Origin of the sequence: Citrobacter sp. Cpo221, assembly GCF_030332345.1 — a bacterium.
GTDB lineage: Bacteria > Pseudomonadota > Gammaproteobacteria > Enterobacterales > Enterobacteriaceae > Citrobacter > Citrobacter portucalensis.
In genome coordinates this window covers 280,372-294,330 of the sequence record NZ_JAOWIA010000057.1, presented here as the reverse complement: position 1 = coordinate 294,330, position 13,959 = coordinate 280,372, and the positions used below count along the sequence as shown (strand labels likewise).

General features: G+C 54.7%; 14 protein-coding genes. 10 read left to right on the top strand and 4 right to left on the bottom strand.

Annotated elements, in window-relative coordinates; translation table 11 throughout:
* Positions 1–16 precede the first annotated feature (16 nt).
* The 6 genes from OGY72_RS17035 to agp all read left to right on the top strand — a co-directional run bounded on the left by OGY72_RS17035 (position 17) and on the right by agp (position 6,008).
* Positions 17–1,897 (top strand): cytochrome c biogenesis protein CcdA, encoded by a 1,881-nt coding sequence (locus OGY72_RS17035; protein WP_286548438.1) that lies wholly within the window; start codon positions 17–19, stop codon positions 1,895–1,897.
* A complete protein-coding gene (locus tag OGY72_RS17030; RefSeq protein WP_286548437.1) occupies positions 1,894–2,517 on the top strand; it encodes a DsbA family protein in 624 nt (207 codons plus the stop codon). The genes OGY72_RS17035 and OGY72_RS17030 overlap by 4 nt, the downstream gene beginning before the upstream one ends.
* The gene (locus OGY72_RS17025) at positions 2,507–3,013 is read left to right on the top strand and encodes a protein disulfide oxidoreductase (RefSeq protein WP_048214488.1); all 507 of its coding nucleotides are present in this window, start codon (positions 2,507–2,509) and stop codon (positions 3,011–3,013) included. Before OGY72_RS17030 ends, OGY72_RS17025 begins: the two co-directional genes overlap by 11 nt.
* Positions 3,014–3,146: 133 nt before the next feature.
* Complete coding sequence (locus OGY72_RS17020) at positions 3,147–3,902, top strand: sulfite exporter TauE/SafE family protein (protein ID WP_286548434.1); 756 nt, start codon at positions 3,147–3,149, stop codon at positions 3,900–3,902.
* A 69-nt stretch (positions 3,903–3,971) separates the two neighbouring features.
* Positions 3,972–4,679: an ArsR/SmtB family transcription factor gene (locus OGY72_RS17015; RefSeq protein ID WP_286548433.1), complete on the top strand. Its 708-nt coding sequence runs from the start codon at positions 3,972–3,974 to the stop codon at positions 4,677–4,679.
* Between the two features lie 87 nt (positions 4,680–4,766).
* Complete coding sequence (gene agp, locus OGY72_RS17010) at positions 4,767–6,008, top strand: bifunctional glucose-1-phosphatase/inositol phosphatase (RefSeq protein ID WP_286548431.1); 1,242 nt, start codon at positions 4,767–4,769, stop codon at positions 6,006–6,008.
* 38 nt (positions 6,009–6,046) lie between these two features.
* On the opposite strand, the gene OGY72_RS17005 is transcribed toward agp, so the two are convergent.
* Both OGY72_RS17005 and wrbA read right to left on the bottom strand, forming a co-directional pair.
* Positions 6,047–6,274: a YccJ family protein gene (locus tag OGY72_RS17005; protein ID WP_003036015.1), complete on the bottom strand. Its 228-nt coding sequence runs from the start codon at positions 6,272–6,274 to the stop codon at positions 6,047–6,049.
* A 20-nt stretch (positions 6,275–6,294) separates the two neighbouring features.
* Positions 6,295–6,891, bottom strand: a complete 597-nt coding sequence (wrbA, locus tag OGY72_RS17000; protein ID WP_003832057.1) for an NAD(P)H:quinone oxidoreductase — start codon at positions 6,889–6,891, stop codon at positions 6,295–6,297.
* A gap of 386 nt (positions 6,892–7,277) precedes the next feature.
* On the opposite strand from wrbA, the gene OGY72_RS16995 reads away from it, so the two are divergent.
* The 3 genes from OGY72_RS16995 (at position 7,278) to rutR (ending at position 9,224) form a co-directional block, all read left to right on the top strand.
* The gene (locus OGY72_RS16995) at positions 7,278–7,451 is read left to right on the top strand and encodes a con-10 family general stress protein (RefSeq protein ID WP_003036022.1); all 174 of its coding nucleotides are present in this window, start codon (positions 7,278–7,280) and stop codon (positions 7,449–7,451) included.
* Positions 7,452–7,612: 161 nt separating this feature from the next.
* On the top strand, positions 7,613–8,527 hold the full coding sequence (locus tag OGY72_RS16990) for a DMT family transporter (protein WP_126318526.1): 915 nt from the start codon (positions 7,613–7,615) through the stop codon (positions 8,525–8,527).
* A gap of 58 nt (positions 8,528–8,585) precedes the next feature.
* Complete coding sequence (gene rutR / locus OGY72_RS16985; RefSeq protein WP_003036026.1) at positions 8,586–9,224, top strand: HTH-type transcriptional regulator RutR; 639 nt, start codon at positions 8,586–8,588, stop codon at positions 9,222–9,224.
* Here rutR and OGY72_RS16980 read toward each other — a convergent pair.
* Both OGY72_RS16980 and putA read right to left on the bottom strand, forming a co-directional pair.
* Positions 9,221–9,616: a lysozyme inhibitor LprI family protein gene (locus tag OGY72_RS16980; RefSeq protein ID WP_032936250.1), complete on the bottom strand. Its 396-nt coding sequence runs from the start codon at positions 9,614–9,616 to the stop codon at positions 9,221–9,223. The genes rutR and OGY72_RS16980 overlap by 4 nt on opposite strands.
* A gap of 59 nt (positions 9,617–9,675) precedes the next feature.
* Entirely contained in the window at positions 9,676–13,638 is a 3,963-nt protein-coding gene (putA, locus tag OGY72_RS16975; protein WP_286548429.1) for a trifunctional transcriptional regulator/proline dehydrogenase/L-glutamate gamma-semialdehyde dehydrogenase, read from the bottom strand.
* Between putA and OGY72_RS16970 the strand changes: the two genes are divergently transcribed.
* Positions 13,637–13,915, top strand: coding sequence for a hypothetical protein (locus tag OGY72_RS16970; RefSeq protein WP_286548428.1), 279 nt, complete (start codon positions 13,637–13,639; stop codon positions 13,913–13,915). The two genes, putA and OGY72_RS16970, sit on opposite strands and share 2 nt — an antisense overlap.
* Positions 13,916–13,959: the final 44 nt, after the last annotated feature.

The following is a 13,959-nucleotide window of genomic DNA, read 5'->3' as shown; positions in this document are numbered from 1 at the left end:
TTCACGGAGAAAAACTATGATGACTGTTTTCAGACAGGCGTTGCTCTGTCTGTTATTGCTATGGCTGCCCGTATCCTGGGCGGCTGAACCCGGCTGGCTGCGTTCACCCGATAACGATCACGCCAGCGTGCGGTTACGCGCTGATACGTCCGCAGGCGGAGAAACCCGTCTGCTGCTGGATGTCAAACTGGAGGACGGCTGGAAAACCTACTGGCGTTCTCCGGGCGAGGGGGGCGTTGCGCCTGCTATCGCCTGGAAAGGGGAAATGCCTGCGGTCGACTGGTCCTGGCCAACCCCTGCTCGTTTTGAGGTCGCCAATATCACTACCCAGGGGTATCACGATAAGGTGACGTTTCCGATGGTGGTGCGCGGTAGAGCGCCCGCCACGCTCAGCGGCGTTTTGACGCTATCTACCTGTAGCAACGTTTGCCTGTTGACGGATTTTCCTTTTTCCGTGACGCCCACAGCCCAGGACCCGACTTTTGCACATGACTATGCTCAGGCGATGGGACAGATCCCACTTGCCAGCGGCCTGACCGATGTTCTGAGCGCTGGCGCACGGGCGGGAGAGTTAGTCGTCGAGGCTCGCCGTGCGGGAGGCTGGACTGAACCAGGGCTGTATCTGGATGCTGTTGATGATGCGGATTTTGGCATGCCGCAAATTCATGTTGAGGGGGAGACGTTACGCGCTACGGTACCTGTACATGACGGTTGGGGAGAAGGCGCGCCGGATCTGCGTGGTAAGTCAGTCACGCTGGTGCTGGCAGATAACGGTGTTGCCCAGGAGAGTCGTCTGGCGATTGGCGAAGCCCCGGTTGTTGAGAACGCCTCACTCCCACTGTGGCAAGTGGTGTTAATGGCACTGCTGGGTGGTTTTATCCTCAATCTGATGCCCTGTGTGTTACCGGTTCTAGGCATGAAGCTGGGCTCTATTTTGCTGGTCGAGGAAAAAAGTCGTCGCCAGATCCGTCGTCAGTTCCTCGCATCGGTAGCCGGAATACTGGTCTCGTTTATGGCCCTGGCGCTATTGATGACGGTGCTGCGTTTAACCAATCAGGCCCTTGGCTGGGGGATCCAGTTTCAGAATCCATGGTTCATTGGCGTCATGGTACTGGTGATGCTGACGTTCAGCGCCAGCCTGTTCGGGTGGTTTGAATTCCGCCTGCCTTCTGCAATGACCACCACGCTGGCGACTCACGGCGGCAACGGACTGTCGGGACATTTCTGGCAAGGTGCATTTGCGACACTGCTTGCCACGCCGTGCAGTGCCCCGTTTCTGGGAACGGCGGTGGCGGTAGCATTGACCGCTTCGCTGCCGACGTTGTGGGGATTGTTTATCGCACTTGGGCTGGGGATGAGCTTACCGTGGCTGCTGGTGGCCCTGCGTCCCGGTCTGGCGCTGCGTTTGCCGCGACCTGGACGGTGGATGAATATTTTGCGGCGTCTGCTTGGCGTGATGATGCTGGGTTCGGCTATCTGGCTTGCGACGTTGCTGCTCCCACACTTAGGGTTTAGCGGACAAAGTAGCGCTAAAGAAAGCGTGAACTGGCAACCGCTAAGCGAGCAGGCGATTGAGGATGCGCTGGCGCAACATAAGCGCGTGTTCATTGACGTCACAGCCGACTGGTGCATCACCTGTAAGGTAAACAAATACAACGTGTTGCATAAAGAAGACGTACAGGCCGCATTGCAACAGCCGGATGTGGTGGCGCTGCGCGGCGACTGGACACTCCCTTCTGAAGCTATTACCGAATTTCTAAAAAAACGCGGCCAGGTTGCTGTGCCGTATAACCAAATTTATGGCCCCGGTCTGCCGGATGGCCAGGCGTTACCCACGTTGTTAACCCGCGATGCGGTACTGCAAACGTTGAATGATGCCAAAGGAGTAACCCCATGAAAATGATGATTGTTCTGCTGTTAACCTTGTTTTCTGCCGTCAGTATCGCGAAAGAGCCTGCGCCGTTTACCCCGGAACAGGAAAAGCAAATTGAAGCATTAATTCAGGAAGCCTTGTTTAACGATCCCAACAGCCCGCGGCTTGGCGCGAAGCAGGCGAAACTGACCCTGATAAACTTCACCGATTACAACTGCCCATACTGCAAGCAGTTGGATCCAATGCTGGAAAAAATTGTGCAGAAATATCCTGACGTGGCGGTGGTGATTAAACCGCTGCCGTTTAAAGGTGAAAGTTCGGAACTGGCGGCGCGGACCGTGTTGACCACCTGGCATGAGCATCCGCAACAGTCCCTGGCATTACATGAAAAATTGATGCAGAAGAAGGGCTATCATACCGACGTCAGTATCAAACAGGCGCAGGAAAAATCGGGGGCCAGTCCGGTGACGCTGGATGCCCAAAGTGCTGAAACGCTGAGTACTAACCTGCAACTGGCGAGACTGGTGGGAGTGCAGGGAACTCCCGCAACGATTATTGGTGATGAACTTATTCCCGGTGCGGTGTCGTGGGAAACCCTTGAGGAAGTGGTAAAAGAAAAACTGGCGGCGGCCAATGCTCAGTAAACTGCGCCGCTGGCTGCGCGAAGGGCTGATCTTACTGGCATTGTTGGCGGGGGCGATGCTGCTGATGGATGCCTGGCGCGCGCCGCAGCTCCCTGCCTCCTTTGACAGCACGCCTTTACAAACGCTGGATGGTGAAACCGTCACGCTGGCGGCGCTCAGCAAAGACGAGCCGGTGTTGCTTTATTTCTGGGCGAGCTGGTGCGGCGTATGCCGCTTCACGACGCCGGAAGTCGCCAGGCTGCGTTCGGAAGGGGAAAATGTGATGACCATTGCGTTACGTTCCGGAAATGAAGCTGAGGTATCTCGCTGGCTGTCGCGAAAAGGCGTGGACTTTCCAGTCATCAATGATGCGAACGGGGCCATTTCCCGCAGTTGGGCGATCAGCGTCACGCCCACGCTGGTGGTGATGTCACAAGGTCGGGTGGTATCAACCACCAGCGGCTGGACCAGCTACTGGGGCATGAAACTTCGGTTGTGGTGGGCGAAAACGTTCTGATTAATGTGCCGGGGAAACCCGGCATTTTTTATCACGTCGCCCTCCCCAGAAAGGCATATTTCGTTGCCTGGCGAAGCAAACACGGTGATTAACGTCCAGAATCAGTCATCTTCTCTTTTCAGGAAAGTGCAACATGACGAGTTCTTTCGCGTTTGGACCCGCTCTGGTGGTGATGATTGCCGCCACATTTGTTCTCGCCGGGATGGTGAAAGGCGTTACGGGTATGGGGTTACCCACCGTGGCTATGGGGATCCTCGGATCGCTGATTTCGCCGGTTGCCGCGGCAGCCATGCTGTTATTGCCTTCGCTGATAAGCAATTTGTTCCAGTTTGGCGGTGGTGGAAATACACGCCAATTACTAAAACGACTGTGGCCAATGCTGCTGCCAGTAGTGGTGGCGACACTGCTTGCCAGCGCCTGGATTACCGGTGGTGATACCACCCGAACTCAGTTTGCACTCGGCGTAGCGCTGGTGGCCTACGCTATCTGGACGCTGGCGGGAAAGAAAATCGCGGTGGCCCCGCAGCGTGAAAAACCGTACTCCCTCGTTATTGGATTTGTGACCGGCTTATTGACCGGCGGAACCGGGGTGTTTGTGATGCCCGCCGTGCCCTGGATCCAGTCCCTCGGCTTTGAGAAAGATGAACTGGTGCAGGCGCTCGGGATCTCTTTTACCTTTTCGACCCTGGCATTGGCGCTGGGTCTGTGGTGGCACAACGCGCTGCCCATACAATCGCTAAGTTTGTCGGCTTTGGCCATTGTTCCTGCGCTGATTGGCCAATGGATAGGTACCCGTGTGCGAAGGGTTATTTCTCCGCTCGTGTTTAAACGCTGTTTTCTGTTTTGTCTGGTCGGGTTGGGTACAGAGATGATGCTGCGTGCTGTGTGACCGGTGCGGTGACTTTGCGCGACTTTCATGGCATCGTTAATTCAGAGATTCAGGGCCAATGAGGTCGTTATGGCATCCGTGATATTACATGAAGAAGAGGGCGATCTGGAGTCGAAAATGGCACTCACTGCGGCAGTGATGGCCGATAAATCGCGCTCGCGTATGTTGTGCGCCCTAATGGATGGCTGCGCCTGGACTGCAACTGAGCTCAGCGCGGTGGCGGATATATCCGCGTCGACCGCCAGCGCGCATCTGGCGCGTCTGTGCGAACAACGTTTTGTTGTCGCGTTGGCGCAGGGCAGACATCGTTATTTCCGCCTGGCAGGTTCCGATATCGCTGAACTGCTGGAACGTCTGATGGGCGTTGCGTGGGCGACATCAACGCCCCGCAGAATCACTACACCGTCAGGTTTGCGGCATGCCCGCACCTGCTACGACCATCTCGCCGGAGAGGTCGCGGTGAGGTTGTTCGATACGCTGGTTTCCCGTCAGTGGTTAACGCCGGATGGTGAAACGCTGACTCCTCTTGGGCTGGAAAAGCTGGCACAGATGGGGATTGTCCTGGCGGCGGGCTCATCCCGGCGGAAGTTAACCTGCGGTTGTCTGGACTGGAGCGAACGACGTTATCATCCTGGTGGTGTGCTTGGCGCAACGCTGCTGCGCTGGTTCAGTGAACAGCGATGGATAAAAACCGAACAGGGCAGCCGCCATGTCATCTTTACACCTCTTGGCATTCGTAAACTCGAAACCGAGTTTGGTGTTAAAACGACACGCTAGATGGTCTGTTTTGCGAAAGCGTTCCCGGAAATATGTCATATTTCTGTCACACTCTGTTGTGATTGATAACAACAAGAGGTCGTAGGGATGAATAAATCGTTAATCGCCGCAGCCGTGGCAGGGGCTGTATTATTGTCAACCGCCGCGCAGGCGCAGACCGCGCCGGAAGGGTATCAGCTTCAACAAGTATTGATGATGAGTCGGCATAACTTACGTGCACCTTTAGCCAATAATGGCAGCGTTCTTGAACAGTCCCCCCCCAAACAATGGCCAGAATGGGATGTCCCCGGCGGACAACTCACTACTAAAGGCGGTGTGCTGGAAATCTATATGGGCCACTACATGCGAGAGTGGCTGGCAGAGCAGGGGATGGTGAAATCGGGCGAATGCCCAGCGCCGGACACGGTTTATACCTACGCTAACAGCCTGCAGCGTACGGTCGCCACGGCGCAGTTCTTTGTCACCGGTGCTTTCCCTGGTTGCGATGTTCCGGTCCATCATCAGGAAAAAATGGGCACCATGGATCCTACCTTTAATCCGGTGATCACCGATGATTCCGCCGTCTTCAGCCAGCAGGCCGTTCAGGCCATGGAGAAAGAGCGTAGTAAAATGCAGCTCAACGACAGCTATCAGCTGCTTGAGCAAATAACTGACTACAAAGACTCACCGTCTTGCAAAGAAAAACAACAGTGTTCCCTGACCGATGCCAAAGATACGTTTAGCGCGAAATACCAGCAGGAGCCTGGTGTTTCGGGGCCGCTGAAGGTTGGGAATTCGCTGGTTGATGCCTTCACGCTGCAATATTACGAAGGCTTCCCGATGGACAAGGTTGCCTGGGGCGAGATTAAATCGGATCAGCAGTGGAAGGTTCTGTCGAAGCTGAAAAACGGCTATCAGGACAGCCTGTTCACCTCCCCGGAAGTGGCGCAGAACGTCGCCAAACCCCTGGTGAAATATATTGATAATGCGCTGGTTACCGATCGCGCGAAAGCACCGAAAATAACCGTGCTGGTGGGGCATGACTCAAACATCGCATCGCTGCTTACTGCGCTGGATTTCAAACCGTACCAGCTTCACGCTCAGAACGAGCGTACGCCGATTGGCGGGAAGATTGTTTTCCAGCGCTGGCATGACAGCAAAGCAAATCGTGATCTGATAAAAATCGAGTATGTGTATCAGAGCTCGCAGCAGTTGCGTAATGCAGATGTCCTGACGCTGAAATCCCCGGCGCAGCGTGTAACGCTGGAGCTGAAAGGATGTCCGATAGATGCGGATGGTTTTTGCCCGATAGATAAGTTCGACAGCGTGCTGAATGAGGCGGCTAAGTAAAAGAAAAACTCCCCCGTGTTCGCGGGGGAGTCTGAGCACTAGACGTTTTTACGTTCGATAGTCTGTTCACCCCAAAAGAGCGAATCTTTGTCTGTTTTTTCAAAGGCTTTGATGAGTACCTCATCGCTACCTTCTTCCCAAATTTTTTCCGCCAGTTTCTCGTCATAATGTGCGACTTCAAAAATGGCTTCGGCTATTTCCGGCGATGTATTGCGCAGACTTGCCCATTCGCCGACGCGATGGGCTTTCGCTTCTTGAGTTGGCATTCGAATCCTCCTGTTGAAGATTAGCCGTTGAGTTTTACTGCCAGACCTGCGACATATTCACCCTGATAGCGGGCGATAGATAATTCTTCCTGACTTGGCTGGCGGGAGCCGTCGCCTCCGGCAATGGTGGTTGCACCGTAAGGGGTACCGCCGCGAACTTGAGAGACATCAAACAGCTCTTGCGCCGCGTAACCGATAGGCACAATCACCATCCCATGGTGGGCAAGCGTAGTCCAGGTGGATGTAATGGTTTGTTCCTGACCGCCGCCGGTTCCCGTTGAGCTGAATACGCTGGCGAGTTTGCCGTACAGGCCGCCAGAGGCCCACAGCCCGCCAGTCTGGTCGAGGAAGGTACGCATCTGACCGGACATATTGCCAAAGCGCGTGGGGGTACCAAAAATGATGGCGTCGTAATCAGCCAGTTCTTGCGGGGTTGCGACTGGTGCGTTTTGTGTTTTGCCGCCAGCCTTAAGGAAAATCTCAGGCTGCATGGTCTCTGGTACGCGCTTAATAATCACTTCCGCGCCATCTACCTTATTTGCGCCTTCTGCGACTGCATGGGCCATAGTTTCAATGTGTCCGTACATGGAATAATAAAGCACCAGAACTTTTGCCATTTTACACTACTCCTCGAGTTAACCGTGTCCGTAGCGACTCGCTACCTACCTTTAAAGATATGACGTACTGTCAGGAGTGCAAATTTCACAATCACTTCTTTGATTTATAACAATTTTTATAACAACCTGCTTTGTAGCAAAATGATACATATTTAACCGGGTAGAATTCGGTAGTCATAAGAAAGACTTATTGATTTCTTGGGGTGATTATTTCTTTGCCACTCTTGATCCTGTTGCAGGATATTACAGTTAGCGTCTTCCCGGTCCACGCTTCACTATGCTTAATCCCACGCAGTTATTTTCAGGGCATCGCCCGTAACGCTGCGTGAGGTATCACTCCTCAGTACCTATGCAATATGATGTCTAATCAATGACGGAGGTCAGTAATGGCAAACCATCGGGGCGGTTCCGGCAACTTTGCGGAAGACCGCGAAAGAGCATCAGAAGCAGGTCGAAAAGGTGGCCAGCACAGCGGGGGCAACTTTAAGAATGACCCGCAACGCGCTTCAGAGGCAGGCAAAAAAGGGGGCAAAAATAGCCACGGCAACAACAAATCGTAATTGTCGGGCTATCTGTCAGATATGTCGTGACGGCTGAGTATCAGAGACAGACGTTACGTAGCCACCGCCGCCGGGTCCTTCCGGCGGTTTTTTTTGTCTGCAAGGTTGAACTGTAACAAAACGCAACGCAGACTAATGACATTCAGTTAATCGGGTGTCTCATGTCATTACTTTCTCGTTATTCCTTCTCTGTTAAACCTCAGGAAGCGATCCTCATTGTGATCACCATGTTCTGGGGGGGCACATTTTTGGCAGTGCAATATGCCGTTACCCTGAGCGGGCCTTTTTTCTTTGTCGGTGTGCGTTTTGCCACTGCCGCGCTGGCGGTCGCGCTTTTGTCGTTACACACATTGCATAAGCTGACGTGGCTGGAAGTCAAAGCTGGGGTTGCAATCGGTATCTCAATTGCGCTGGGCTATAGCCTGCAAACCTGGGGGCTACAGTTTATTCCCAGCAGTAAATCGGCGTTTATTACCGCGATGTACGTACCGTTGGTGCCGCTTTTACAATGGCTATGCCTGGGGCGCATGCCTGGCCTGATGCCGTGCGTCGGCATTGTGCTGGCCTTTATCGGATTGATTTTTCTTGCCGGACCGGGAGGCAATTTACTGGCTTTAGGCGAAGGCGAGTGGATCACGCTCGCCGGCGCGGTGGCGATTGCGGCAGAAATTATCCTGATTAGCGCGTGGGCGGGAAAAGTGGATGTACGTCGGGTAACGGTAGTGCAACTGGCAACCGCTTCGATAGTCGCATTTATGGCGATGGGACCGGCCGGAGAGACCGTGCCGCCAATGTCTACGGGATTGCTGGTGGTGGCGCTGGGGCTGGGGATTTTTAGCGCGATTATTCAGGTCACCATGAACTGGGCGCAGCGCAGCGTTTCGCCGACGCGCGCAACGGTTATTTATACTGGTGAGCCGGTGTGGGCGGGGATCTTTGGCCGTCTGGCGGGTGAACGTTTACCGCTACTTGCATTGCTTGGTGCGGCATTCATTATTGTTGGCGTACTGGTCAGCGAGCTGAAGTTCAAAAAGAAAAAAGCGCTTGGACAAGAGGCGCCGCCGGAATCGCTTTAATTTAACCATTCACCGCGTGATTTGGTATGCTGACGCCCTCACAAGAAGGAGAGGGCGCATGGTCCAACGCGCAGAGAAAAAAACAGGTAAGCGCTCGCAGGCCGTCAGTGCAAAACGCCAGGCCATCTTAACCGCGGCATTAAATATCTTCTCCCAATATGGGATCCACGGCACTCGCCTGGAGCAGGTGGCAGAGCAGGCGGGCGTGTCAAAAACCAATTTACTTTATTACTACCCGTCAAAAGAGGTGCTTTATATCGCCGTTTTACGGCAGATCCTCGACATCTGGCTAGCTCCATTGAAAGCTTTTCGCGAAGACTTTGCACCGCTGGTGGCCATTAAAGAATACATTCGCCTTAAGCTGGAAGTGTCGCGCGATTACCCTCAGGCCTCACGGTTGTTTTGTATGGAGATGCTGGCCGGCGCGCCTTTATTGATGGCTGAACTGGAGGGGGATCTCAAAACGCTAATTGATGAGAAATCTGCGCTGATTGCCGGTTGGATCAAAAGCGGAAAACTGGCTCCGGTCGATCCGCATCATCTGATTTTTATGATTTGGGCTTCAACTCAGCACTACGCCGACTTTGCCCCACAGGTAGAGGCGGTGACGGGCGCAACGCTGCGTGATGAAGCCTTTTTTAACCAAACGGTGGAGAGCGTACAGCGGATGATTATTGAAGGGATCCGCGTGCGTTAACTGGCCGGTGGTAACGGGCAGCTTAAATCGCCTTCTTCACACTGCAAGAGCGAGGCGAGAAACGCTTCGCGCTCGTTGGTCTTATCCGTCAGGCACTGGCTGGAAATCATCGCCTGAACGCTACCGCCCTCGGTGCCAGAACTGATTAACGCACAGTCCGCATCGCGCAAAGTTATCCAGGAGATTTGCGCTTTTTTCAGTAAATCGCGCTGGGTTGGGGCGGCGCGCTTTAGCGCATTCTGATACGTTTCATTAAGTTTGGCGTCGGCCGCCTTATACTGCTCTGCCGCACAGGTGTTCATCTCAATCTGCGTGTTCGCGTTGGCGCAGTCGTCCGCCAGCGCCTGGCCGCTCAGCAGCAGCGCTGCACATGTCAGTACAATTCGTTTCATGCTTCCCTCTGGCTTCATAAAAAAAGGCCCCGTTACCGGAGCCTTAATTAACCACAACCTTAGCCGATTGTCATCAGGCTGGCGTTCCCCCCGGCTGCGGCGGTATTGACGCTCAGGGAGCGCTCAATATACAACCTTTCCAGCAGGATATTGCTTTCGCCGCGGGCAAAGCCCTGGACCGACACAATTGCCCCTTCGCGGGCCGCCACTGCTTCACACAGTGCGCGAAGCTGATCGGAATCGCCGTGGAAAATTACAGCATCAAACGGCTGCGTGGCGATGTTGTCCGCTTTGGCAAACTGAATGCGCCCGGTAACCGCGGTTGGCAGGCGTTTTGCCAGGTCGCGATGGAACGTATCATCTGGCCACAGGATTAAGCTACCAACGGAAGTTACAGCGGCAACTTGTACCAGTGCGTCCTGTTCATCATCGGCGATACACAGCACGCGTTCGCGCGGCAACAGTGTCCAGGTATTGCGCTCGCCGGTGGGTCCTGGCAGCAGGCGTTGCGTTCCGGCCTGCGCCAGTTCGCCAAACTGCTGGCAGAGTGCACGCAGTGCTGGACGGTCGGTTGCCCATTCGCTGAGTACTTCCAGCGGCTGAACGAGCGCCGTTTTAAGCTGTGCATCGACCGGGTATTCGGCATCCTGACGGGCAAGGGTAATGCCTAACGCATTTTCCGGACGGTTTGCCAGCAGGCGGTACAGATACAGCGGTCCACCCGCTTTTGGCCCGGTTCCTGACAAGCCTTCGCCACCGAATGGCTGCACTCCGACGACGGCGCCGACCATATTGCGGTTAACGTACAGGTTCCCCACATGTGCCGAACCCGTGACCTGGGCGATGGTTTCATCGATACGGGTGTGCACGCCCAGCGTCAGGCCGTAGCCGGAGGCATTAATTTGCTCAATCAGGCTGCCCAGATTGTTGCGGGTGTAACGCACCACGTGCAGTACCGGACCGAATACCTCTTTTTGCAATTCGTCGAAGCTTTCCAGCTCGATAAGCGTCGGCGCGATAAAGGTACCGGTTTGCCATTCACGCGCATCGTCGCTGTTTTCGCGCACGGCCTGGAACACCGGACGCCCTTTAGCGCGCATGGCCTGAATATGGCGCTCAATATTGGCTTTGGCTTCTTCATCGATAACCGGTCCAATATCGGTGGTCAGACGGCCCGGGTTACCCATGCGACATTCCGCCATCGCGCCACGCAGCATTTTCAGCGTATGGTCGGCGACATCGTCCTGCAGACACAGGACGCGAAGCGCGGAGCAGCGCTGTCCGGCGCTGTCAAAGGCAGAAGCCAGAACGTCGACCACGACCTGTTCCGTTAACGCAGAAGAGTCGACGATCATGGCGTTCATCCCGCCGGTTTCGGCGATAAGCGGGATTGGGCGCCCCTGAGCATCGAGGCGGGTCGCGATATTGCGTTGCAACAGCGTGGCGACTTCCGTTGAGCCGGTAAACATGACGCCGCGTACGCGCTCATCGGAAGTGAGCTGTGCCCCGACCGTTTCGCCTTGACCAGGCAACAGTTGCACCACGCCTGGCGGCACACCTGCTTCGAGTAAAATGGCAATACCCTGGGCGGCAATCAGCGGAGTTTGTTCCGCGGGTTTTGCCAACACGCTGTTGCCCGCCGCCAGCGCAGCGGCAATCTGCCCGGTGAAAATGGCCAGCGGGAAGTTCCACGGGCTGATACAGACCACCGGCCCTAACGGACGATGGGTTTCATTATCGAAGTCATCGCGGACCTGACCGGCATAATAGTGCAGGAAGTCAACCGCTTCGCGTACTTCCGCAATGGCGTTGCTGAAGGTTTTGCCTGCTTCGCGCACCAGAATGCCAATTAACTGCTGCATCTGGCCTTCCATCAGAACGGCGGCGCGATGCAAAATAACGGCGCGCTCTTGTGGCGGTGTGGCGAACCAGATCGGCGCGTTATTTACCGCGTTCTGCAATGCCTGTTCCACTTCGCTGTGGGTTGCTTCACGCACGTAACCGACAATGTCTTTCGGTTCGGCCGGGTTGACGACTGGGGTCATTTCACCGTCAGCAACCGGATGTTCGAGCATCGGTTTAGCGTGCCATTTTTGCAGCGCGCTGTTGAGCAGGGCGGAGGACAGTGAGGCCAGACGATGTTCGTTCGCTAAATCCAGCCCGCCTGAGTTTTCGCGGCCTTTACCGTACAGGTCACGCGGCAGGGCAATCTTCGGATGTGGCAGACCAGCCTGGCCTTCCTGCTGTGCCAGTTTTTCAACGGCTTCGACCGGATCGGCTACCAGTTCATCCAGCGGCAGGGTAGTGTCTGCAATGCGATTGACGAATGAAGTGTTGGCGCCGTTTTCCAGCAGACGACGCACCAGATATGCCAGCAGCGTTTCATGCGTGCCTACCGGTGCATAAATGCGGCATGGACGGTTCAGTTTGCCATCGGCAACTTTACCGGTGACCTGCTCATACAGCGGTTCGCCCATACCGTGCAGGCACTGGAACTCGTACTGACCAGGATAGTAGTTTTGACCGGCCAACTGATAAATCGCCGCCAGCGTATGGGCGTTGTGGGTGGCGAACTGCGGGTAGATCAGATTCGGTACCGCAAGCAGTTTTTTCGCACAGGCCAGATAGGAAACGTCGGTGTAGACCTTACGGGTATAGACCGGATAACCTTCCAGACCGTCCATTTGCGCACGTTTGATTTCGCTATCCCAGTAGGCGCCCTTAACCAGACGGATCATCAGGCGACGGCGGCTGCGCGTGGCGAGATCAATCAGGTAGTCGATAACATACGGGCAGCGCTTCTGGTAGGCCTGAATAACAAAGCCGATACCGTTCCAGCCCGCCAGTTCAGGTTCAAAGCACAGTTTTTCCAGCAGATCGAGGGAGATCTCCAGTCGGTCGGCCTCTTCAGCATCGATATTGATACCGATGTCGTACTGGCGGGCCAGCAGAGTAAGCGACTTCAGACGCGGATAGAGTTCATCCATCACGCGGTCATACTGCGCGCGACTATAACGCGGATGCAGCGCTGACAGCTTGATAGAAATGCCCGGCCCTTCATAGATGCCGCGACCATTTGAGGCTTTACCAATGGCGTGGATTGCCTGTTGGTACGAAACCATATAAGCCTGGGCATCGGCGGCAGTCAGAGCCGCTTCGCCCAGCATGTCGTAAGAGTAGCGGAAACCTTTTTCTTCCAGTTTACGGGCGTTAGCCAGCGCTTCAGCGATAGTCTCTCCGGTGACGAACTGCTCGCCCATCAGGCGCATTGCCATGTCGACACCTTTACGTACCAGTGGTTCACCGCTCTTGCCGATAATACGGTTGAGTGAGCGTGAAAGGCTGGCTTCATTATGCGTAGAAACCAGACGACCGGTAAACAACAGCCCCCAGGTCGCCGCGTTGACGAACAGGGACGGGCTGCGTCCAATGTGCGACTGCCAGTTGCCGTTGCTGATTTTGTCGCGGATTAACGCATCGCGGGTCGCCTTATCAGGAATACGCAGCAGGGCTTCGGCCAGGCACATCAGCGCGACGCCTTCCTGCGAAGAAAGTGAGAATTCCTGCAATAAACCCTGTACCATCCCGGCGCGGCCGCTGGCGGTCTTTTGGTTACGCAGTTTGTCAGCCAGATCGTACGCCAGCTTGTGTGCTTGCTCCGCGATGGGTTGCGGCAGACGAGCCTGCTCCATCAGCATTGGCACGGCATCGGTTTCGGCTCGGCGGTACGCGGCGGTGATTGCTGCACGGGAAACAGACTGCGGCAGGATCTGTTCGGCAAATTCCAGGAAAGGCTGGTGCACTTCATTCTGCGGCGTGGTTGACTCCTCACCCTCATTCGCGGCACCCGCCAGCAGGGCCGGCAGTTCAGGAAGCGCGTCGTCATTTTCCAGTCTTTCGAGATAATTAAAGATAGCTTGCTTGATCAGCCAATGTGGCGTGCGATCGATTCGTGATGCTGCTGTTTTAATACGCTCGCGAGTGGCGTCATCCAGTTTAACCCCCATCGTGGTGGTTCCCATGCCGTTTACTCCTGTTGTACTGAAATACGGGTCTGATAGTTACCGAGAAATATCCACTATGTTGCAACTTTGTGCAACCGTGTTAAATGTGACTTGGTTTGCAAGCTTGGAAATGAATGAAATGTTAATAAATATGAGTCTTATGATGTGGGCTGTAAAAATTACAGAATCTTTTTCTCTGCGGGAGTTAACACTTTTAAAAGGTGCAACCGAAAAAAATGTGAGAGAGTGCAACCTACAGAAAAATGCTATCTACTCTGGATCAAATTTGATGTAAATGGTGTGTTAAATCGATTGTGAATAACCATCGCTTCCGGCAGG